This is a genomic window from Bradyrhizobium sp. Leo114 (assembly GCF_055229415.2).
The window spans coordinates 39,326-61,773 of sequence record NZ_JBUYEN020000042.1 but is presented as its reverse complement, the minus strand read 5'-3'; the positions used below and the strand labels follow the sequence as shown (position 1 = coordinate 61,773).

At 64.9% G+C, this 22,448-nt stretch carries 17 protein-coding genes; 2 read left to right on the top strand and 15 right to left on the bottom strand.

The annotated features are described in order from the left end of the window. Positions 1-388 precede the first annotated feature (388 nt). From ACZIRK_RS35165 to ACZIRK_RS35095, 15 genes are all read right to left on the bottom strand, one after another. Positions 389-1,408, bottom strand: a complete 1,020-nt coding sequence (locus ACZIRK_RS35165; RefSeq protein ID WP_474419054.1) for a S1C family serine protease — start codon at positions 1,406-1,408, stop codon at positions 389-391. A 221-nt stretch (positions 1,409-1,629) separates the two neighbouring features. Next, on the bottom strand, positions 1,630-2,076 hold the full coding sequence (locus ACZIRK_RS35160) for a hypothetical protein (protein ID WP_474419053.1): 447 nt from the start codon (positions 2,074-2,076) through the stop codon (positions 1,630-1,632). 7 nt (positions 2,077-2,083) lie between these two features. Then, on the bottom strand, positions 2,084-3,682 hold the full coding sequence (locus ACZIRK_RS35155) for a GMC family oxidoreductase (protein ID WP_474419052.1): 1,599 nt from the start codon (positions 3,680-3,682) through the stop codon (positions 2,084-2,086). Between the two features lie 158 nt (positions 3,683-3,840). After that, complete coding sequence (locus ACZIRK_RS35150; RefSeq protein ID WP_474419051.1) at positions 3,841-4,158, bottom strand: hypothetical protein; 318 nt, start codon at positions 4,156-4,158, stop codon at positions 3,841-3,843. A 264-nt stretch (positions 4,159-4,422) separates the two neighbouring features. Beyond that, positions 4,423-7,734: a carboxyl transferase domain-containing protein gene (locus ACZIRK_RS35145; protein ID WP_474419050.1), complete on the bottom strand. Its 3,312-nt coding sequence runs from the start codon at positions 7,732-7,734 to the stop codon at positions 4,423-4,425. Between the two features lie 212 nt (positions 7,735-7,946). Then, complete coding sequence (locus ACZIRK_RS35140; RefSeq protein ID WP_474419049.1) at positions 7,947-8,831, bottom strand: ABC transporter permease; 885 nt, start codon at positions 8,829-8,831, stop codon at positions 7,947-7,949. Then, positions 8,828-9,784 (bottom strand): ABC transporter permease, encoded by a 957-nt coding sequence (locus ACZIRK_RS35135; RefSeq protein WP_474419048.1) that lies wholly within the window; start codon positions 9,782-9,784, stop codon positions 8,828-8,830. Before ACZIRK_RS35135 ends, ACZIRK_RS35140 begins: the two co-directional genes overlap by 4 nt. A 5-nt stretch (positions 9,785-9,789) precedes the next feature. Continuing rightward, entirely contained in the window at positions 9,790-11,337 is a 1,548-nt protein-coding gene (locus ACZIRK_RS35130) for an ABC transporter substrate-binding protein (RefSeq protein WP_474419047.1), read from the bottom strand. 24 nt (positions 11,338-11,361) lie between these two features. Then, positions 11,362-12,363 (bottom strand): ABC transporter ATP-binding protein, encoded by a 1,002-nt coding sequence (locus ACZIRK_RS35125; protein WP_474419046.1) that lies wholly within the window; start codon positions 12,361-12,363, stop codon positions 11,362-11,364. After that, positions 12,363-13,442, bottom strand: a complete 1,080-nt coding sequence (locus tag ACZIRK_RS35120; RefSeq protein WP_474419045.1) for an ABC transporter ATP-binding protein — start codon at positions 13,440-13,442, stop codon at positions 12,363-12,365. The genes ACZIRK_RS35125 and ACZIRK_RS35120 overlap by 1 nt, the downstream gene beginning before the upstream one ends. After that, positions 13,442-15,868 (bottom strand): CaiB/BaiF CoA-transferase family protein, encoded by a 2,427-nt coding sequence (locus tag ACZIRK_RS35115; protein WP_474419044.1) that lies wholly within the window; start codon positions 15,866-15,868, stop codon positions 13,442-13,444. The genes ACZIRK_RS35120 and ACZIRK_RS35115 overlap by 1 nt, the downstream gene beginning before the upstream one ends. A 140-nt stretch (positions 15,869-16,008) precedes the next feature. Continuing rightward, the gene (locus tag ACZIRK_RS35110) at positions 16,009-17,448 is read right to left on the bottom strand and encodes an amidohydrolase family protein (protein ID WP_474419043.1); all 1,440 of its coding nucleotides are present in this window, start codon (positions 17,446-17,448) and stop codon (positions 16,009-16,011) included. 14 nt (positions 17,449-17,462) lie between these two features. After that, on the bottom strand, positions 17,463-18,488 hold the full coding sequence (locus tag ACZIRK_RS35105; RefSeq protein WP_456644008.1) for an ABC transporter substrate-binding protein: 1,026 nt from the start codon (positions 18,486-18,488) through the stop codon (positions 17,463-17,465). A gap of 36 nt (positions 18,489-18,524) precedes the next feature. Beyond that, positions 18,525-19,301 carry an ABC transporter permease gene (locus ACZIRK_RS35100; protein WP_474419042.1) on the bottom strand — a complete coding sequence of 259 codons (777 nt, stop codon included), beginning with the start codon at positions 19,299-19,301 and terminating at the stop codon, positions 18,525-18,527. A gap of 1 nt (position 19,302) precedes the next feature. Beyond that, positions 19,303-20,157, bottom strand: a complete 855-nt coding sequence (locus ACZIRK_RS35095) for an ABC transporter ATP-binding protein (protein WP_474419041.1) — start codon at positions 20,155-20,157, stop codon at positions 19,303-19,305. 199 nt (positions 20,158-20,356) lie between these two features. On the opposite strand from ACZIRK_RS35095, the gene ACZIRK_RS35090 reads away from it, so the two are divergent. Both ACZIRK_RS35090 and ACZIRK_RS35085 read left to right on the top strand, forming a co-directional pair. Then, positions 20,357-21,115, top strand: coding sequence for a GntR family transcriptional regulator (locus ACZIRK_RS35090; protein ID WP_456644005.1), 759 nt, complete (start codon positions 20,357-20,359; stop codon positions 21,113-21,115). Between the two features lie 5 nt (positions 21,116-21,120). Then, positions 21,121-22,356, top strand: coding sequence for an amidohydrolase family protein (locus tag ACZIRK_RS35085; protein ID WP_474419040.1), 1,236 nt, complete (start codon positions 21,121-21,123; stop codon positions 22,354-22,356). Positions 22,357-22,448 lie beyond the last annotated feature (92 nt).

The window sequence follows — 22,448 nt, the reverse complement described above, 5'->3', positions numbered from 1 at the left end:
CACGGTTGTGGCCGGAGGGGTAACGGGCGACTTCGCCACGCGCCTTGGCCGGTGGCCACCGGCCAAGGCGCTAGGTCGCTTCCATCGCACAGATCATGGCCGTGCAGATACAAGGGGTTCTCTCCACACGCTCTTGTGCTCGTGGAGAGAACCCCTCACCCAAATGAGTTTGCTGCTGACGACTGAGCTGCCCTCTCCCGCAAGGGGCGGGGGCACATCAATTGGCAACTCCAGGGCTGCGATGGTCTGGCAACGGGCTGCTGGTGACGCTGAAGCACTGACATTGTACTCGTCATTGCCGGGCTTGACCCGGCAATCCATCCCTTCGCAAGAACACTTTTCTTGATGGATGCGCGGGTCAAGCCCGCGCATGACGAGCTGAGAACGACTACCTCGCCGGCTTGCGTTCGATCGGGTGGATGTCGATCGCGCGCAGGCGGCCCAGACGCAGGACGTCCATGGCCAGCGTGCGGTCGATGCGGTCGCGGTCGAGCGCGCGGATCAGGTCGTCGACGCCATTGATGTCGATGCCGTCGAGCTTGATCACGACGTCCCCGGGCAGCAGCCCCGCTCTCGCGGCCGGGCTGTCCGGCTCGATCTGCGCGAGCAGCGCGCCCATCTTGTTCTCGACGCCGGCGAGCACCGCATGGCGCCGCGGGATCGGCGCGGTCTGGCCGGCGACGCCGATGAAGGCGCGGCGGACATAACCGTGGCGGATGATCTCCGACAGCACGAACTGCGCGGTGTTGCTCGCGACCGCAAAGCAGATGCCCTGCGCGCCGTTGATGATCGCAGTGTTGATGCCGATCACCTGCGAATTCGACGACACCAGAGGGCCGCCGGAATTGCCGGGGTTCAGCGCGGCATCGGTCTGGATCACGTCCTCGATCGTGCGCCCGCTGACCGAGCGGATCGAGCGCCCGAGCGCCGACACCACGCCGGCGGTGACCGTCGATTCAAAGCCGAGCGGATTGCCGATCGCGACCACGAGCTGGCCGCGCCGGAGTTGCTTGGAATCGCCGAGCGAGGCGTAAGGCAGATCGCGCGCGCCATCGGCCCGCAACAATGCGAGATCGGTGTCGGGATCGACGCCGAGCACATGGGCGTCGGTGACGAATCCCTCGGTGTCACGCAGGCGGATCTCTTTCGACGAGCCGACCACGTGGCTGTTGGTCAGCACGAAGCCGTCGGGCGAGATGACGATGCCTGAACCGAGCCCGCCGCGCTCACGCGGCGTTCGCACTTTCGGGCCAGTCTCGACGCGCACCACCGCGGGGCCGACGCGTTCGGTCACGTCGATCACGGCGTTGGAATAGGCATCGAGCAACGCCCGGTCGTCGGCCGGGATAGCTTCGGTCGTTCGCGGTGACAGCGCGTCACCGGCGTTATTTGAGGTGATATCCAACATGGTGAGGGTTCCTTCGGCTCATTCAAATGGGAGCCGAGTTCCTCATGCGCAAGGTGCCCGTGCCGGGCTCAGACCTGCCCAAACGGCTAGGGCGCCGGAGCTCTCTCCGCTCGGTCGGGACGTAGCCCGGGTGAAGCGCCAGCGTAACCCGGACCCGTCGTAGCCGCGGATATGGATATCCCGGGTTACGCGTTCCGCTCCACCCGGGCTACGACTTCCTGCTAGGGCGCTCGCCGCAAGCTGCCCCCGCGCGCCCTGACGGGATCAAGCAACGACCAGTCGCCCTGCTCCAGCGTGTGGCCCTTCGGGAAGGGGGCGCGGAGCTCGTATCCGAGCGAGCGCAGCACGCGGTCGTCGCGGTAGTAGCATTGCAGGACCACGCGAACGAGCGTTGCCGCAGGGACTCCGCCGGTCGCGCGGAATTGCTTCGCGACCTGATCGCGCTGCACCGTGTCAAGCTCGGCAAGCGGCTTGCCGGCGAGACGCGCGAGATGGTCGAGCGCCGCGCGCACCGGTTCGGTGTCGCGGCCGAGCGTTGCGAGGATGTCAGCCTGGATGGCCCGATCGTCGGCGCCGGGCACCTTGTACTCGGCACTCTCGGGAATGATCATCGCGGCGATCGTCCTGAGATCGTCGCGCTGGGTTTGGGTGAGCGTTTCGGCTGACATCGCTTCCTCAATCGAACAAATTGGCAAGGCGCTGCTTCATCTGGTCGGCGACGTAGAGCGCGATCGCCTGGATGGTCGAGGTCGGGTTGACGCCGCCTGAGGTGACGAAGACGCTGCCGTCGACGATGAACAGGTTCTTCACGTCATGCGACCGGCCCCACTCGTTGACAACGGAGCGCGCAGGATCGGTGCCCATCCGCGCGGTGCCGAGCAGATGCCAGCCGCCCCAGGGGATCGGATTATTGGTGCAGATATCAGTCGCGCCGGCGGCCTCGAGAATCTCGCGGCCGCGCGCCAGCCCATGCTCCATCATCTTCCGGCTGTTCTCGCTGATCGTGTAGTCGATCTTCGGGGCGGGAATGCCGTGGCTGTCCTTCAACACGGGATCGAGCGTGACACGGTTGTGCTCCTCGGGGAGATCCTCGCAGATCGCAGAGACCGCGAGGCGGTGGCCGTTGAGCCTGCGGAAGACGCGGTGATGGTCCGCCCCCCACGGCAGAATGCCCTTCTGCTCGCTCGCGACGGCCTCGAACACCGGCCCTGCGCCGCGGCCGAACTGGATGCCGTAACCGCGGACGAAGCCGCGCGAGAGGTCGGTGTCGTAGAACTCCTTGCTCCACAGGCAAGTCGGCGGCGCGCGGTTGCTGTCGGTCGGCTCCTTCACGAAACCGTAGATCTGCGCATAGGGATGGAACATCAGGTTCTTGCCGACCAGGCCTGATGAATTGGCGAGGCCGTTCGGAAAGCGGCCGGAGACGGAGTTCAAGAGCAGCCGTGGCGTGCCGACGCCGTTGCAGGCGATGATGACGACCTCGGCCGGCTGAAACTGCTCGACACCGTCCTTGTCGTAATAGACGACGCCGGACGCCATGCCGTGCTCGTTGGTCAGGATCTCGCGCACGCGGCAATGCGTCTTGATTTCGACGCCGGCGCGGATCGCATGCGGCCAATACGTGATGTCGGTCGAGGCTTTCGCGCCTTGCGCGCAGGCCGGGGTGCAATGGCCGAGATTGATGCAGCGTGCCCTGCCCTCATAATCCATTGTCGCGACCGTGGTGTCCGACGGCCACCAGTGCCAGCCGAGCTTGTTCATGGCCTTGCCGATCAACGGACCGGAAAGTCCGAGCGGCTGCGGCGGCATCGGCGGGTGCGTCAATGGCGAAAGCGGATCGCCTGACAGGCCCGATACGCCCATCATCCGGTCGTTCTCTTCGAAGAACGGAGTGAGTGCGTCGTAGTCGATCGGCCAGTCATCGGCGACGCCGTCGAGTGTCTTCACCTTGAAGTCGGACGGATGCAACCGCGGCCAATGCGCCGTGTACATCACGGTCGAGCCGCCGACGGCGTTGAAGTTGACGACCTTGATCGGCGAGTTGTCGTCGTTGATGGGATAATCCTCGGGCCGCCCGCGGACGTTCGGGCTGGTCGACCAGTCGCCATAGAACTTGGCCTCCCAGTCCCGCCCGGTGCTCGGATATTCCGCCGGGTTCATCCAGCCACCCTGCTCCAGGCAGAGGATGTGCATTTTCGTCTCGGCCAGCGACCACGCCACCGCAGCGCCGGACGCGCCGGCGCCGATGATCAGGACGTCAACGGGATCGTTCATTGGGGTTTCCCCTGGAATTATTTGTCCGTCATTGCGAGCGAAGCGAAGCAATCCACGCCTCAGCGGGCGGACAGATGGATTGCTTCGCTACGCTCGCAATGACGGCGCGTTGTTGGCTAGACGATAGGGGAAAACCGGATGCGGAGTAAAGCGGCAGGTCATTGCACGCGCGGCACGATCATCACGTCGAGCCCGCGGATTTCGTCCGGCGTTGCGGATCGCGTCATCGCGCCCGGCGCTTCCACCAGCACTTGCACCCGCAGGCGCTTGTTGACCACGTTCCTCGACTGAACGGGGAAGGTTTCGGAACGGGTGTCATTCGGACCCGGCACGCCGTAGGTCATAATCGAGCCGATCACGTCGCCTTGCTCGGTCTTCACAACAAGGCGCGCGCCGAACGGCAACGGACCGGTTACGACCTTGAGCCGGACTGCCTCCTTGGGGCCGGGATCGCGCGGCGCTAATAGCTCGGTCATCCTCCGGTCCTGCGCGGTGGCTATGCCAGCACCAGCGAGGGTTGCGAGAATAAGGGCGATAGAAACTCTGTGTCGCATGTCGGGCCTTGGCGGGAGAACGCTGCTTCGGATTGCACTCCGTCTTTTGGGCGCGATCATGGTCGGGCACGATCTTTCGTAGGATGGGTAGAGCGAAAGCGAAACCCATCACCCGCGTCGATGGCGATCGAAGCTGATGGGTTTCGCTTTCGCTCTACCCATCCTACAAACTCTACAAACTCAAACCTACCACGCATCGATACAGGGGCGCTTGCGGTGGGTGCGCGGCGCGGGTTTCGGCACCGAGCGCAGACCTGACATGATCCAGTGGCGGGTTTGCGCGGGATCGATCACCTCGTCGATCTCGAGCACGGAGGCGATCGAGACCGCCTTGCCGTTGGCATAGAGCTCGGCCACCTTGGCCTGGTAATATTTTTCGCGTTCGACCGGATCCTCGATCGCTTCCATCTCCTTGCGGAAGCCGAGCCGCACATAGCCTTCCAGGCCCATGCCGCCGAACTCGCCGGTCGGCCAGGCCACCGTGAAGAACGACGCGTGAAAGCCGCCGCCGATCATAGATTGCGCGCCGAGGCCATAGCCCTTGCGCAGCACGATGCCGAACAGCGGCACGGTGAGACTCGCGCCGGTGACGAACATGCGCGAGACGTGACGCACGATCGCGGTCTTTTCGGCTTCCGGCCCGACCATGAAGCCGGGCGTGTCGCAGAGCGAGATGATCGGGATGTCGAAGGCATCGCAAAGCTGCATGAAGCGCGCGGCCTTGTCACCGGCCGGCGCATCGATCGCGCCGCCGAGGTGCTTCGGATTGTTGGCGATCAGGCCGAACGGCTTGCCTTCGATGCGGATGAAAGCGGTGATCATGCCGACGCCGAAGTCGCGGCGGATTTCGAGCACGGAGCCCTCGTCGGCGAGGAGATCGATCACCTTGCGGATGTCGTAGACGCGCAACCGGTTCTCCGGGATCGCGCGGCGGAGCAGCCGCTGGTCCGGCGCCTTCCAGTCGCCGGTCGCGCCCTGGAAGTAGGACAGGTATTTTTGCGCGGCGACGGTCGCCTCCGCCTCATCCTCCACGAGGATGTCGATGACGCCGTTCGGCGCCTGGAACGACACCGGACCGACCTCGGCCGGATGATAGACGCCGAGGCCGCCGCCTTCGATCATCGCCGGCCCGCCCATGCCGATCGACGCGTTCTTCGTCGCGATGATGACGTCGCAGCAGCCGAGCATCGCGGCGTTGCCGGCAAAGCAATAGCCGGAGACCACGCCGATGACGGGGACGAGGCCGGAGAGCCGCGCGAACTGCACGAAGGACGGGCCGTCGAGCCCGGTCATGCCGAGCCGGTCCGTATCACCCGGCCGCCCGCCGCCGCCCTCGGCGTAGAACACCAGCGGCAATCGCCACTGCTCGGTCAGCGTGAGCATGCGGTCGATCTTCTTGTGGTTCATATGGCCCTGCGTGCCCGCGAGCACGGTGTAGTCGTAGGCGATCACCATGCAGCGCGCGGCTTCCCCGCCGAATTTATCAGCATTCACGGTGGCGACGCCGGTGATCAGGCCGTCGGCCGGCGTGTTGCGAATGAGATCGTCGACCTTGCGCCGGCGGCGCTGCGCGGCGATGGCGAGCGAGCCGTATTCGACAAACGAGCCTTCGTCGACGAGATGGGCGACGTTCTCGCGCGCGGTGCGCTGGTTGGTCTTACGCCGGCGCTCGACGGAAGCTGGCCGGTTCTCATCCAGCGTGATCGCGTGGCGGGCGATCACCTCGGCGAGATCGGGACGGATGTAGTCGAGATCGATCTCCGCTTCCTCGGCGACATGGTGGCTGTCGACCTCGGCAGGCTCGATGAACAGAATCGCCTCGCCATGCATCAGCGTGACGCCGACGCCACCGGCGATCTTCGTCACCCTGCCGCCATGCGGCGCGGTGACGAGATGCTCCATCTTCATGGATTCGAGCACTGCGATCTGCTGGCCCGGACGGACGAGATCGCCCGCGGCGACATCGATTGCAACGATGGTTCCCTGCAGTGGTGCCGGGACGGCGACGGAGCCTTCCGGGCCTGCCTCGCCCGTCGACTGTCCGACCGACGCAGCAGCGCCGCCGTTGACCTCAACCAGCACTGGCTCATCGGCTTCCTTCGCCGCGGCGACCAGCGAGCCGGCATGCGCATCGATGAAATTGGTGCTGACCCGGTTGGCGGCAAAATCCGGATGCGCGAGGATCGCGCCGAGGAACGGGATGTTGGTGGCGACGCCGCCGATGCGGAATTCGCACAGGGTGCGGAGCGCTTTCTGAACGACGTCGGCCCAATTCGCGCTCGGCGAATGCACGATCACCTTCGCGAGCAGGGAATCGAAGGCGGCGCTGGTCTTGTACCCCGTATAACCAAAGGTATCGACCCGCACGCCCGGGCCGGACGGCAGGTCGAACACCGACAACGTCCCACCGGTCGGTTTGGTCTCGCCCTTCTCGTTCATCACTTCCATGTTGACGCGGAGCTGCATCGCAAAGCCGCGCGGCGACGGGATCGCTGCCTGCGCCAGACCGAGCGAGGCCAGCGTCGCGCCCGAGGCGACGGCAAGTTGCGCCTTGACGAGATCGATGCCGAGCACCTCCTCAGTGACGGTGTGCTCGACCTGCAATCGCGGATTGGCCTCGATGAAGGCGAAGGCGCCCTCGCCTTCACGTGCCTCGTCGTCAACGAGGAATTCGAAGGTGCCGAGATTGTCATAGCGCGCGGCGGCTGCCAGCTTCTTCGCGGCTTCGATGATGCGCGAGCGCTGGGCCTCGCTCAGCGACGGGCTTGGCGCCGCCTCGATCAGTTTCTGGTTGCGCCGCTGGATCGTACACTCGCGCTCCCACAAATGGCTGATCTGACCGGAGCGGTCGCCGATGATCTGCACCTCGATATGACGCGCTTTTCGGATCAGCCGCTCGACATAGACACCATCGTTGCCGAAGGCCGCCTTGGCCTCGGACTGGCAGCGCGCATAGGCCTGCTCCAGCTTGGCGGCGTCATCGACGATGCGCATGCCGCGCCCGCCGCCGCCGGCGATCGCCTTGACCATGACGGCGCCGCCGGGGCCGAGCGAGGCGAAGAAGGCCTTGGCTTCCTCCAGGCTGGTCGGGCCGCTGGTGCCTGATATGATCGGCACGCTGCAGCTTTTCGCCAGCGCCTTGGCTTTCGCCTTGTCGCCGAACAGTTCCAGCGCCTCCGGCGACGGTCCGACAAAGGTGATCCCCTCCGCAGCGCAGCGCCGCGCCAGCGCCGCGTTCTCGCTGAGAAAACCATAGCCGGGATGCAGCGCGTCGCATTTCGCAGCCTTGGCTGCGCCGATCACCGCTTCGATATCGAGATAGGCGCGCGCGCCGCGGCCCGGAATCTCGTGCGCCTCGTCCGCCGCGCGGACATGCCGCGACGTCGCGTCATCGGCCGGATAGATCGCGACGGTGGCGATGCCGCTTTCGCCCGCCGCGCGGGCGATACGGATGGCGACCTCGCCGCGATTGGCGATCAGCAATTTCTTGAAGGACATGAACGTTTCCATGAAAACTCTAGATCAGGCCGCGAGCTTCCACCTCTCCCCGACGGGGAGAGGTCGGCGCGCAGCGCCGGGTGAGGGGCAGCAGGTCCCACGAGAAAGCGTATCCCCTCACCCGGATCGCATCTTGCGATGCGATCCGACCTCTCCCCGCTGGAGAGAGGTGGGGTACCTTCGACGAGGCACCAACGCAGTGCAATCATGCTCTATCGATCCTTCATGGTCGGATCGAGCACGATGCGCAAGGACTCTCCGAGCGCGTTGAAGGCCAGCGACACGACCAGAATGGCGACGCCGGGCGCATACATCTGCTCCGGCGCGATCTCCATATATTGGTAGGCGCGCGCCAGCATCGCGCCCCAGCTCGGGTTCGGCGGCTGGATGCCGAGACCGAGGAAGCTGAGGCTTGCTTCCGCCAGCAGCGCCGCGGCCAGCAGCAATGTCACCTGCACGATGACGGGCTGCAGCGCGTTCGGCAGCACGTGCCGCCACAGGATATGCCAGGCCGGCGCGCCGAAACACCTGGAGGCATCGACATACAGCTCCTGCCGCACCACCAGCGTCCGCGCCCGGACGATGCGGGCGAGCGCCGGAAACATCACGATGCCGACCGCGATCATGCCGTTGGTGAGCCCGATGCCGAGCGCGCCGGTCACCGCGATCGCCAGCACGATTGCCGGGAACGACAGGAAGGTGTCGATGATGCGGCTGATGATATCGTCGGTCCAGCCGCCGAAGAAGCCGGCGACCAGCCCGACCGGCAGGCCGATGGCGACCGCCACGGAGACCGCGAGCACGCTGGCGTAGACGGTCGCCGGCGCGCCGTAGATCAGGCGGCTGAAGATGTCGCGGCCGAGGTCATCGGTTCCGAGCAGATGCGCCGGGCCCGGCGGCGCCAGCATGTTGTTGACGTCCTGCACGGTCGGAGAATAGGGCGCGATCCACGGCGCGCCGATCGCGACGACGACGAGCACCAGCAGCACGAGGATCGCAAGCGCGGCCCGCAGATCTCCGGCCAGCCAGCGCAGGAAGCGGCGCAGCCGGGTCGGCTTGGCAGGCGGTCGCGCAGAGGCCAGCGCGAGGTCGGTCATTGCTCGATCCTCGGATCAATGGCGGCGCAGAGCAGATCGGTGATCAGGTTGACCAGGATCACCACGATCACCATGGTGAACACGACGCCCTGCACGATCGGGAAATCCCGCTGGATCGCGCCGCGCACGATCAGGCTGCCGAGACCGGGAATGGCGAACACCGCTTCGATGACGACGGTCGCGGCCAGCATCCGGTTCACGAGCAGGCTGATGATGGTGAAGAGGTTGACGCTGACGTTCTTCAGCCCGTGCTGCCAGAGGATGCGGCTCATCGACAATCCCTTGGCGTGCAGCGTCCGCACATATTGCGACGATAGCACTTCCAGCAGCGAGCCGCGGAGCTGACGCGCCACTTCGGCCATGCCGTAGGCCGCGATCGCAATCCCCGGCAACAGCGCGTGCCTGATCGCCTCGAACGGAGACGCGGTGAAGGATTTGGCTCCGGTCGCCGGCAGCCAGTTGAGCCTGAGCGAGATTTCGGCGACCAGGATCATCGCGAGCCAGAAGCCGGGAATGGCGACGCCGAGCGAGGCGATCATGCTGACGGCCTTGTCGACCCAGCCATTGGGCTTGATCGCCGCAATCACGCCCATCGGAATGCCGGTCATGAGCGCGAGGATCAGAGCGATCACCACGATCAGAAGCGTGTTCGGAAAGGCGCGGCCGATCGAGGTTGCGACCTGCTCGCCCGTCAATAGCGATTGCGAGAGGTCGCCCTGCACGACGTTGCCGAGCCAGACGGCGTATTGCACCAGGAACGGCCGATCGAGCCCGTAGATGCTGCGGATCTCGGCAATGCGCGCATCCGAGGCGTTGTCGCCCGCGAGCGTCACCGCGATGTCGCCGGGCACGAGCTTCAGCAGCGCGAACACCATGAAGGTCGCGAGCACGATCACGGGCAGCGCCTGCAACAGGCGGCTGCCGACAACCCTGACCGGACTGCGTCGCGCCATGTTCCTCAGCTCTCCAGCCAGACGTCGTCGTATTTCGGCTTGCCGAGAAGGTTCGGCCGATAACCCTGCACCTTCTTGTTCATCGCGACCAGCTCGAACTGGAAGGCGAGCGGCGCGACGAAGGCGTTCTCCATCACCAGCCGCTGCACGGTGGCGAAGGCCTTGCGGCGCTGCTCGATGTCTTCCGATGCCCGCGATTCCTTGATCGCGGCCTCGAGTTCCGGCGGCACCGGCGCGCGGCCGGCATTGTAATAGGCGTCCTTGGTAAACATCAGCGAATAGGTCAGGCTCGGGTCCGGCCGCCCGGTCCATGCCGACAGCAGGCCGGAGCCTCGCTTTTCGCTGGCGAAGAAGGCGGCGGATGCTTCCGCAATCGGCGCGTTCGAGAACCGTGCGGTCATGCCCGCCTTGCGGAGCTGCTCGATCAGGATTTCCTGGCGCTGCACCGAGTCCTGGTCAGGATAACCGAGGAGATCGAGCGTGAGACCATCCTTGAAACCGGCTTCCGCCAGCAGCTTGCGCGCTTTGTCGGGATCGTAGGGGTAGAGCGCGGCGACCGATTTATCGTAGGCCCAATGTGCCTTCGGCAGGTTCATGTAGGCGGGCTCCGCCAGCCCGGCGAGCGCCGCCTTCACGAAGGACTCGCGCTCGATCGCGAAGTTGAGGGCCTGGCGGACCTTTGGATTGTCGAAGGGCGGCTTGGCCCAGTTCAGGAAGATCTGCAGGACATAAAGCGTCGGCCCGCTCACGACCTTGATGCTGCTGGCGCGATCGAGGATGGCCTTCTGGCGCGGCGGCAGTTGATAGATCAGGTCGTTCTGTCCGGCGGTGACGGAACGTGCACCGGTGGTGAGTTCCGGGATGATCGAAAACTCGATGCCGTCGGGAAGAGGACGGTTCGGCTTCCAGTATTTCTCGTTGCGCTTGACGACGATGCGCTCGCCATCCGCCCAGCTAATGAACGCGTAGGCGCCGGCGCCGACCGGCTTGCGCGCGACGGTGCCGCCTTCGGCCGCCTTCAGCGCTGATGGCGAGACCATCATGCCGGCGCGGTCGGAGAGGATGAGAGGCAGCGCGGTGTCGGGCGTGCTCAGCTTCAGCGTGACCTGCGTCGGGCTGGTGACCTCGACCGAAGCCACGGAAGCAAGATCAGCCTTGATGTTGGACTTCTGGTCGCTCTTGTTGCGCTCGAGGTTGAATTTCACGGCTTCCGCATCGAGCGGCGTGCCATCGTGAAACGTGACGCCGGTACGGATGTTGAGCACCAGGGTGTTCGGATCTATAAACTTCCAGCTCTCGGCAAGGCCGGGCTTGGGCGCCAGCGTCTCGAAATCCCATTCGATCAGCGTGTCGTACATCGTGAACAGAAAGGCGTGATCGGAGCCGGCGCCGCCGGTGGCCGGATCGAGGCTCGAAGGATTGGCGGGCGCCGAGATGCGCAAGGTGCCACCCCGCTTCGGGGCGACATCCGCCCACGCACGGCCACCGAGCGTCACGCCGGCTATCGCCGCCGATGTCAGCGCGATAGCCTCGCGTCGCGTCATCTCTGTCATGTCGTCTCCTCCCGGCAATTCTTGTTAGTTTGGCGCAAAGTTTGGATGCTCGGCGAAATGGCAGGCAACCCAGTGGTCCGGGTGAAGCTCGCGCCACTCCGGCGTCTTCTCGGCGCAGAGCGGCTGCGCGTGGGCACAGCGGGTGCGGAAGCGGCAGCCCGAGGGCGGATCGATCGGGCTCGGAATCTCGCCCTGCAGCATGATGCGGCTGCCCTCGCGCAAGTGTGACGGCAATGGTCGCGGCTCGGCCGACAAAAGCGCCTGCGTATAGGGATGCAGCGGATGCTCGGAGACGCGCTCGGTCGGCCCAAGTTCGACGAAGCGGCCGAGATACATCACGGCGATACGCTCGCTGATGTGGGAGACCACCGCGAGATCGTGGGTGATGAAGACATAGGTGAGACCGAGCTCACGCTGCAGGTCGGCGAAGAGATTGAGCACATCGCCCCGAATGGACATATCCAGCGCGGCCACCACCTCGTCGCAGACGATCAGCTTCGGTTTCAGCGTCAAGGCGCGGGCGATCACCACGCGCTGCTTCTGGCCGCCGGAAAGCTGGTGTGGATAGCGCTCGCCGACGTCCTGTGGCAGGCCGACGCGGTCGAGCGCCTCTCTCGCCTGCCACTCGCGCTCAGCACCGGTGCCGACGCGTGCAAGCTCGAGCGGTTCCAGCACTGACGAGAGGATGGTCATGCGCGGATTGAGCGCCGCATTCGGATCCTGGAAGATGATCTGGTAGTCGCGGCGGTGGCTTTGAAATCTCTTCCGCGGCAGCGCCAGCGGATCGATCCCCTCATGCCGGATGGCGCCCGCGCTCGGCTTGAGCAGGAATACCAGCGCGCGGCCGATCGTGGTCTTGCTTGAGCCGGATTCACCGATGATCCCAAAGGTCTCGCCGCGGCGGACGTCGAAATTGACGCCATCAACCGCCTTCACGGTGGCACGGCGATCGCTGGTCTGAAAGTGCACTTCGAGGTCGCGCACCGAGACGATGGTGTCCTGCCTGATATCGGGGGCAAGCGGCATCACTGCGTCCCGGCAATCGCGGCGATCGGCGCCGATGCCGCGTGCTGCAGCGCGCCCGGCAGATCGAGCTCGCGGAAGCGCCAGCAGCGTACCTTGCGGCCGCCTCCTGCGTCGCGCAGTTCCTGCTCAGCCTCGCAGCCCTGTGCCGCATGGGCGCAGCGCGCGCGAAAGCGGCAGCCGTTCGGCATATCGACGATCGAGGGCACACGGCCCGGGATCGACGGCAGCCGGCCGTGGCGCGGGCTCAAGTGCGGCAGCGAACGCAACAGGCCCGAGGTGTAGGGATGCAGCGGCCGCACCAGCGCATCGTCGACCGGGGCGTCCTCGATCACCTCGCCGGCATACATCGTGATCATCCGCGTGCAGGTCTCGGCGACCACGCCGAGATCGTGGGTGATCAGCATCAAGGCGGTGTTCGAGGTCTCGCTGAGCTCGCGGAGCAGCTCCAAAATCTGCGCCTGCACGGTGACGTCGAGCGCCGTGGTCGGCTCGTCCGCGATCAGAAGCTGCGGGCCGCAGATCAGGGCGGCTGCGATCATCACGCGCTGCCGCATGCCGCCGGAAAGCTGATGCGGATAGTCGTCGATCCGCCGCTCGGGCGAGGCGATGCCGACCCGGCGCAGCATCTCGAGTGTCTTCGCCCTCGCCTCCTCCTTGCCGACGCCGGTATGAACGCGCAGCGTCTCGGCAATCTGGTGGCCGACGCTGAAGACGGGATCGAGCGCGCTCATCGGCTCCTGGAAGATCATGGCGATCCGACGTCCGCGGATCGCGCGCATCGCCCGCGCGCTGCAGGAGACGAGGTCTGTGCCGTCGAACAGGATCGAGCCGTCGAGGCCGGCGAGATTGCGCGGCAACAGCCGCAGGATCGAAAGGCCGGTGATGGTCTTGCCGCAGCCGCTCTCGCCGACGATGCCGACGCGCTCGCCGGGCGCGATATCGAAATCGATCTTGCGCGTCGCCTGCCAGACGCCGACCGAGGTCTTGAAGCGGATGCCGAGGCCGCGCACCGACATCAGCGGCGGCGCAGCGCCGGCCGCGGCTTCCGATCGGGACTGTTGTCGTGCAGCCGCGGCCATCAACCCGCCGCCTGCTTCTTCTTCACGAGTTCTTCTTCCATCAGCATCTCGGTTCCGATGATGCCGTCGCGCTCAAGCTGCTCGATTTCGGCCTCCGACAGGCCAAGCATGCCGGAAAGAATCTCGTGGTTGTGCTCGCCCAGCGTCGGCGGTATCCGCCGGATCGGGAACGGGTGCGCGCTTTCACGAAACGGCATCGACGGCTGCGGATGCTTTCCGATGAAAGCGCGATTGACCTCCTGGATGAAGCCGCGCGCCTGAAGCTGTGGGTCACGCAGGAGATCGATCGGCAGCCGCGTCACGCCGGCGGCAACGCCTACGGTCTGCAGCAGGTTCATCGCCTCTTCCGCATCGCGTCCGGCGGTCCAGGCCGCGATGGCCGCTTCGATCTCGCTTTCGATCCGTCGCCGGCCGGCGGCAGTCTTCAGCGTTTCGTCACTGGCCCAGTCGGCGCGTCCGAGCAGTGTTGCGAGCCTCAGCCACATCGCGTCGCTGGACGCGGCAATCACGATCCAGTTGTCTTCGCCCGCACAGCGGAAGCAGCCATGCGGCACGAAGTCCGGGTGACGACTGCCGTATTTGATCGGCGGTTTTCCGTCGATCGACTGCGCGATGATCCAGGGCGCGGCGAACGGCATCATGCACTCGATCTGCGCAAGGTCGATGAACTGGCCCTTGCCGGTCAGCTTCGCATGGATCAGTGCGGTGAGCACTGCGGCGCAACCGTTGAGGCCGCCGACGGCGTCGCCAAAGGCGGTGTGGCTCATGACCGGCGGCCCGCCGGCATCGCCGACCACGCTCGGCAGCCCCGAGCCTTGCTCCAGGGTGGAGCCATAGGCGCGGCAATCGCGATGGACGCTGCCCGCGCCGAAGGCCGACATCGACATCATCACGAGCTTCGGGTTCAGCTTGCTGAGCACGTCATAGCCGAGCCCGAGTTTCGGCAGCACCTCGACCGAATAATTGTCGACGACGAGGTCCGCATCCGCGAGCAACCGTTTGGCAAGACTGAGCCCTTGCGGCCGGGTCAGGTCGAGCGTGATGGCGCGCTTGTTGCGGTTCATGATGCAATAGCGCACCGACTTCTCGTACATCTTCTCCAGTACATAGGCCGGCCGCCGGTCGACGCCGCGCCACCAGTCCGGATACTGGATCGCCTCGATCTTGATGACGTCGGCCCCGAGATCGGCAAGCGTGCGGGTGCAGATCGGGCCGGCCCAGCCCATCGAGAAGTCGATCACGCGGACGCCTTCGAGCGGCAAGCGGTTCGGCCCGCTCCGCTCCGGCAGCGGCACACGCGGCGGCGTCTCGATCTGTTGCTGTTCGCCGATGGCGGGAACCTTGCCGCCGCGGCGCGGCGGCGTGCCGGTTAACCGCTGCATGCAGCCGGCGGAAAATCCGCGCTCCTCGCCGATGGTGACGGGAACGGTCGCGCCGCGCGCCCGCTTCTCCCCATCGGCGATCAGCTCGGCGACTTCAGGCACCGGCACGATCGGGATTTTGCGCTTCAGCCCTTCGGCAAGCCATTCCTGTGCGGTGCGCTGCTTCAGCCGCGGCAGGAATTTGGCTTCGATCGCCTCGACATGCTGCAATCGATCGACGCCGAGGAACAGCTTTGGATCGTCGCGCAGCTCGAGCAATCCCAGCATCTCGCAGAACGAGCGCCATTGCGCCGGTGTCACCGTGGTGACGCCGAGCCAGCCCTGCTTGGTTTCGTAGATTCCGACCGGAAAGGTCGGCCAGAAGCGGTTGACGCCGATCCGCCGCATGATATCGCCGCGGGAAAACGACTCGAACATGATGTATTCGGTCACGGCGATGGTGGATTCGAAGATGCTCAGGCGGCTCGCGCGCCCGCGCCCGTCCTGCATCCGGCCCAGCACCGAGGATGACGCAGCGATAAAGCCCCACAGCCCGGCCAGAATGCCGGTCTGGAAATCCGGCGCGTGCATCGGCGGCCCTTCGGTCGGCCCCACCAATTTGATCAGCCCGGTCAGCGCGCGAATGGTCGAGTCGGTTGCGGCAAAGCTGGCGTAAGGACCGACATCGCCGAACCAGTCAGCTTCGAGATGGATCAGGCCGGGATGCTTCTCCTTGATGGCGGCGAGATCCACGGGCGGACAATCGGACGCATCGATATCGCGGCCGTCGAGCAGGATATCGCAGGACTCGATGAGTTCCGTCAGGCGGGACGAGGCGCTGGCATCCCAGCGATCGAACACGACGCTCGACTTGTTGAAGTTGAGGAACGCGAACCAGGCGCTCTCTCCTTTCGGAGTTAACGGCGCCGCGCGGCGAAGCGGATCGCCCGCTGGAGGCTCTACCTTCTGCACGGTGGCGCCGAAATCGGCGAACAAACGCGCGCAATAGCTGATCGCAGCCGCGCTCCCGATCTCGATAATCCGCAGATGCGACAACGCGCCCATCACGTTTCCTTAAGACCCCGCATGGCCAGCGCCAACGACGCACCGGCTCATTTTTTGTTGCGACCATCAAACCTTGCGGGCGCGATGATGCAAGCGGAAAATTCTCCCGCGTTGCGGAATTCGCTTTGACGTGCTTGCGTTTAGCGGCAGTCGAATTGCGCTTCGAACCAATTTTCGAGCGAAGTCGAAAGCGGTTGCCACATGCGCTGGAAGTGCGAGAGTTTTGCAGCACTGCTGCGATAGATCGCGCGCAACTCCTGTTCAATCGCAGGAAGATCGACGCCGATGACATGGCCTTCGCTGACGATCGTGCGTCCATCGACAACGACTTGCTTGAACAGCGACGCATTGCCGCGCGCGAACAAGAGATCGAGCGGGTCGACCAGCAGGATCTGGTCGCGGTCGAGCCGATCGAGATCAAGTGTGACGAAATCGGCCGGCGCGCCCGGCGAAAGCTCGCCGCTACCCGGCGCGCCGGTCGCGCGGCGGCCGTTGCGGATCGCGAGCGCGAAGAACTCGGCCGGCGTCCAGGTCCGCTTGAATCCGACGCCGCCGTGCATCATCTGCACCAGCCGCATCTCGCGTAGCACGTCGTCGTCCTCATCGAGCGCGAGCCCGTCCACGCCAACCGCGACCGCGCAGCCGCATTTGTGCGCGGCGGCGATCGGCGCAAGGCCGGAACGCAGATGCATGTTGGAACTGAAATTGGTGACAATGCGCGCCCCGGAGGCCGCGATCATGTCCAGCTCGTCAGGTCGCGCATGGATGCAATGCGCGAGCGTCAGGCGGTCGGAGAGAAAGCCGATGTCGCGCAGATAGCGGACGACGCCATCAGGAAAGTTCTGGTCCGCCCAGGCGCGCTGATAGATCGTTTCCAGCAGATGCATGTGAATGCGGCGGCCGGTCAGCGCGGAATTTTCGGCGACGGCCTCCAGCAACGGTTTGGAACACCACTGCACGCCGGCCGGGCCAAGCTGCACGTCGATCTTTGGGCCTGCAATCGCCGCGGCGATGGCGTCGGTCAGTTCGATATAGGCCTTCGGCGACATCGGCGCGCGGACCAGCAGGTCCTTGATCGTCTTGCGATCGTCGCCGGATAGATTTGATAGCACCAGCTCGGCATCGCCATAGACAACCGGATTCTGGTCGCGCACCGCGATCGCAAAGGCGATGCGGATACCGACGTCGGAAGCGGCGCGCGCGATCTCTTTGGCTTCCTCCACCAGCGGCATGGTTCCGCTCGGGCGGGTGTAATGCACCATCATCGCAGCGCAGCCGGCGCGCGCCGAGCGTGCCAGCGCGGAGGCCGCAGTGAGATAGGGATCGACCGGCGAGCCCAGTGCGGAGCGCAGCAGCCAGCTCTCCAGGGGCATGCCGAGCGCGCCGAAGGACGATGCGGTCGGCCGTGCATGATCATGGGCGTTGACGAAAGCAGGAAGCACGAAGGAGCGCGGCCCCGCCGGCGGCGCTCCCCGGTCGATGGAGGTGATGATGCCGTTGTCGTGCCGGAGCACGACGTCGTTGAGCACGCCGCGGTCACGACCGGCGAATAGGCTATGTGCCGGGACTTCGTTCGCCATGACCGCAGATTATCTCAGTTAGTGGTGTAGACCAACTCCCGCTCCGCCCGCGGCGGCAGGAACTCGCGGCTAAAGATTTCGGACGGCGTCGGCGTGCGGGTGAGCTGATAGCCTTCGACGATGATGCCGATGGCGCGGGCCATGCGGTCATCCTTGACGTCGCCGACGCCGATCTCCTTCATCTCCGGCGAGACGATCAGCTTGTCGAAGGAGTATTGCAGGCGGCGCTTCTCGACGTCGACATTGATCAAATTGTCGAAATTCACCGCGGCCTTCATGCCGGCGTTCTGGTCTTTTGCCACTGCGATCAGGCCCTTGTTGATGGCACGGACGAGGCCGGCGACGGCCTTCGGATTGGACGCGAGCAATTTGCGCGAGACCATCACGCCGTTGGAATAGAGATCCATTCCGTAATCGCCGAACGAGAACCACTTGAAGTCCTTCTCGGGATCCTGGCGGTTCAGCACCAGGTTGAAATAGCTGGTGATGTTGAAGACGAGCGCGGCGTCGATGTCGCCCTTGATCAGCATCGGCTCCTGCAGGTTCGGCGCCATGTTGGAGATCTTGATCTTCTCGCCATCGAGCCCGTTCTTGTGCACGAACACCGGCAGCAGCCGCGTGGTCGGCGTGCCCTGCGCGCCGCCGAGCGTGTGACCTTCGAAATCCTTGATGGTGTTGATGCCGCTCGATTTCTTGGCGACGATCGCGAACGGCGGCTGGTTCCAGATCATGTAGACCATCACAGGCGCGTCCTGCGGCTTGGTCGAAGCATTCTGGATGATGGCATTGACGTCGCCGAAGCCGGCGTCATAGGCGCCGGACATGATGCGTGTCACGGTCGCGCCCGAGCCTTCGCCCTGATCGATGACGACGTTGAGGCCTTCCTCTTTGAAGAAGCCATGGTCCTTGGCGTAGAAGAAGGCGGCGTCGGAGCCTTGGGTCTTCCAGCCGAGCGTGAACTTGATCGTGGTTTCCTCGGCCGCCGCTGGCCCTGTTAACAGGATTAGTCCCAACAGCGCGGCGCTCACTTTCCTTGACATGACGACCTCATGAATGATGGTTGATAAAACTCTTTCTCAGGTGGCAATCGCGTCGTTCTTGCGCGTGGCCCAGCCGGTGACCTGGCCTTCGATCAGCGAGAACACGACGTAGAGCGCGACGCCGAGGCCGGCGAGCACGAACAGGCCGGCGAACACCAGCGGCACGTTGAAATTGGAGGATGCGGTCATCATCACATTGCCGATGCCGCGATTGGAGGCGACGGTCTCCGAGAGCACCGCGCCGACAAAGGCGTAGGAAATCGCGACCTTCAGCGAGGCGAAGAAGAACGGCATCGTTCGCGGCAGACCGACATTCCAGAGGATGTCGAATTTGCTGGCGCCAAGCGCCTTCAAGACGTCCTCGAGTTCGGGTTCGGTGGTGGCAAGCCCGGTGGCGATGTTGACGACGATCGGGAAGAAGCAGATCGACAGCGCGGTGAGAACCGCCGGCACCGTGCCGGAGCCGAACCAGAGCACGAAGATCGGTACCACCGCGACCTTCGGGATCGAGGAGAAGCCGATCAATAGCGGATAGGCCGTGTCATAGGCAGTCTTCGAGACGCCGATGAAGGCGCCGAGCACGACACCGAGCGCCACACCCAATACGAAGCCGAACATCGTGGTCGCGAGCGTCTGGACGATGTGCGGCCACAGCACCGGAAAGCGCTCGAACAGTGTCACGAAGACCTGCGACGGACGCGGCAGCACGAGATCGGACATGCCGGTCATCAGGCAGAACAGTTCCCAGGCGACGAAGAACAGCACGATCAGCGCCGCCGACCACGCCTTCTGCTTGATATCGAGTGCTGTCATCTCAGACCGCTCCCTGCACTGCACTGCGCGCGTCAACGATCATCGCGCGCAGCTTCTGGTTCAGCGCGACGAAATCAGGCTCGAAGGTCATCGCCACCGTGCGCGGCCGGGCAAAGCCGACATGGCTGTCGTCGAGGATGCGGCCAGGCCGCGCACTCATCACGCAGATGCGGCTGGCGAGAAAGCCGGCCTCGCGCAGATCGTGGGTGACCAGCAGCACCGTCGGCTTGTGCGTCATCCAGAGCCCCTGCAGGATCGACCACAATTCCTCGCGCGTGAACTGGTCGAGCGCGCCGAACGGCTCGTCGAGCAGCAAGAGGCGCGGCTCATGGATCAGCGCGCGGCAGAGGTTGGCGCGCTGGAGCATGCCGCCGGATAGCTGCCAGGGAAAGCGGCCACCAAAACCTTTCAGGCCAACCTGCTCCAACAGCGCGTTGGCCTTGTCGCGGAATTCGCTCTTGCGGAGTCTTCGGAACTGCGAGCGGAACGGCTCAACGATCTTGAGCGGCAGCATGATGTTCCGCTCGATCGTCATCCATGGCAGCATGGTCGGATTCTGGAAGGCCATGCCGACCCGCATCGCGCGCGCCGCCACCTCGCGGCCGCCGACGATGACGACGCCCGTGGTCGGCTGCACCAGGCCGCTGACCAACCGCAGGATCGTCGACTTGCCACAGCCGGACGGACCGACCAGCGCGACGAACTCGCCGTCCGCGATCCGCAGTGTCGTTGTCGATAACGCCGGCACTGCACGCGCGCCACGGCCGAACGTCACGGAGGCGTCGGATAGTTCAATGGCAATCGGCGCGCTTCCGGAAGGAACCGGCTCGCCGGAGAATTCGGAATTTGCTTGCATGCGCATCACGGCAGAAAATGTATGCAAGCCAGATGCCAGCGCGGCTTTCCTACGGAATCAACGCGATCAGGGGAATCGGCACTGCTCCGGCGGATTCTTTTTAGGCAATCGGCTCATCAAAGTGCATGCAATTCGTGCGCACAATTATTGGACGCCTGTGCTAAGAATCGGCACGCAAGCACACTTACGGGACCAACCGATGGCGCCGCGCGCGGCCAGCAAGACTGCTGAATCGTCCGACAAGGTCAGCGTGATCTGCCGCGCGCTCCGCCGCGCCATCATCGAGCAGGCGCTGGAGCCGGGCGCGAAGCTGCCGGAGGATTCGCTCGGCGAGCGTTTCGGCGTCAGCCGCACCATTGCGCGCCATGCGCTCGGGCAATTGGCGGCCGAGGGGCTGGTCGAACTGCGCCGCAACCGCATCGCCGTGGTGGCGACGCCGAGCTGGCAGGATGCGCGCGACGCCTTCGATGTCCGGATTCAGCTCGAGCGGCTCGTGGTGCGCCATCTCGCCGGCAAGCTCACCAAGGCGCAGATCGCGGAATTGAATGCGCATGTCGATGCCGAGGACCGTGCGCGCGGCGGCTCGGACCCGGTCTCGATCCGGCTTGCGACCGAATTCCACATCCTGCTCGCGCACATGACCAACAGCCCGATCCTGATCCGGTACGTCAGCGAGATCGCCTATCGCTGCTGCCTGACGCTGTCGCTGTTCAGCCGCCCGCATTCCTCGGAATGCGCCATCAACGAGCATCGCGCGATCATTGCGGCGCTGGTCAGGGGCGACGAGGAGAAGGTGATGAGCCTGATGCACAGCCATCTGGACTCGGTGGCAGGCCGCGCGCTGGTTACTCCGGTCCCGCAGCGCGGCCGCGACCTGCTCGATATCCTCGCGCCCTATGCCGAAGAGGCGGAGGGTGGCCGCGTCGTGAAACTGCCTAAGGCGGCGCGCGGACGCTGACGACGATGCGAACCGCCTTCGATCTCGTCTTCCGCAATGTGCGCACGCGAGGTGCGAGCACGCCGGTCGATATCGGCATCGCCGGCGGCCGGATCGCGGCGATCGAACCGCATCTCATTTGCGAGACGGCGGAAATCGATGTCGGCGGCAAGCTGGTGCTGTCGGGCTTCGTCGACACGCATATCCATCTCGACAAGGCCTGCTTGCTCGGCCGCTGCGCTCATGACCATGGCAGTGTCAGCGAAGCCATCCGGGCGGTGGCGGCGATGAAGCGCGATTTCACCGTCGAGGACATCTATGCTCGGGGCGCGCGCGTGATCGAGCGCGCGATCACCTTTGGCACGACGCGGATGCGCACGCATGTGGAGATCGATCCGCGCATCGGCCTGCGCGGCTTCGAGGCGATCAAGGCGCTGAAGCGCGATTATGCCTGGGCGATCGATATTTCCCCGTGCGTGTTCCCGCAGGAAGGGCTGACCAATGATGCCGGCGCCGAGGAATTGCTGATCGCAGCGCTGCGCGACGGCGGCGAGGCGATCGGCGGCTGTCCCTATGTGGACACCGATCCGAACGCGCATATCGAGAAGATCTTCGATCTGGCGCAGGCGTTCGACGTCGACGTCGATCTGCATCTTGACTTCGACCTCGATCCGTCCTGGTGGCACATGGAAGAAGTGTGTCGCCAGACCGAGCGCCGGAACTATCAAGGACGCGTCGCCATCGGCCATGCGACCAAGCTCTCGGCGCTGCCACCGGATCGGCTGAAGACGGCGACCGAACGGTTGGCAAACGCTGGCGTTGCGGTCACCGTCCTACCCGCGACCGACCTCTATCTGCTGGGGCGCGACGCGACACATAACGCGCCGCGTGGCTTGACCGTCGCGCACAAACTCGTCACCGACGGCGTGCTCTGCTCTGTCGCGACCAACAATGTGCAAAATCCGTTCACGCCGTTCGGCGATGCCTCGCTGCTGCGGATGGCCAATTTCTACGCCAACATCGCCCATGCCAAGGTCAACGAATTCGACGCCTGCCTCGATCTGGTGACGGACCTCCCTGCCCGCCTGATGAACCTGCGGGACTACGGCATTAGCGTCGGCAATCCCGCTGACATCATCGTGCTCGATACCGATAGCGGCCGCGGCGCGATCGCGGAATTGCCCGAGGTGCTCATGGGCTTCAAGGGCGGCCGCCAGACCTTCGAACGGCGCCGGCCAATGCTGTTTCCGCCAAAGAGCTAATCGCAACCTGCCGATCTGGATTGCCGCTGATGTGATTGACGCGCCGGCCGTTCCATTGTTGTTATCGGCTCAACGAAACAACAACGCCGGGC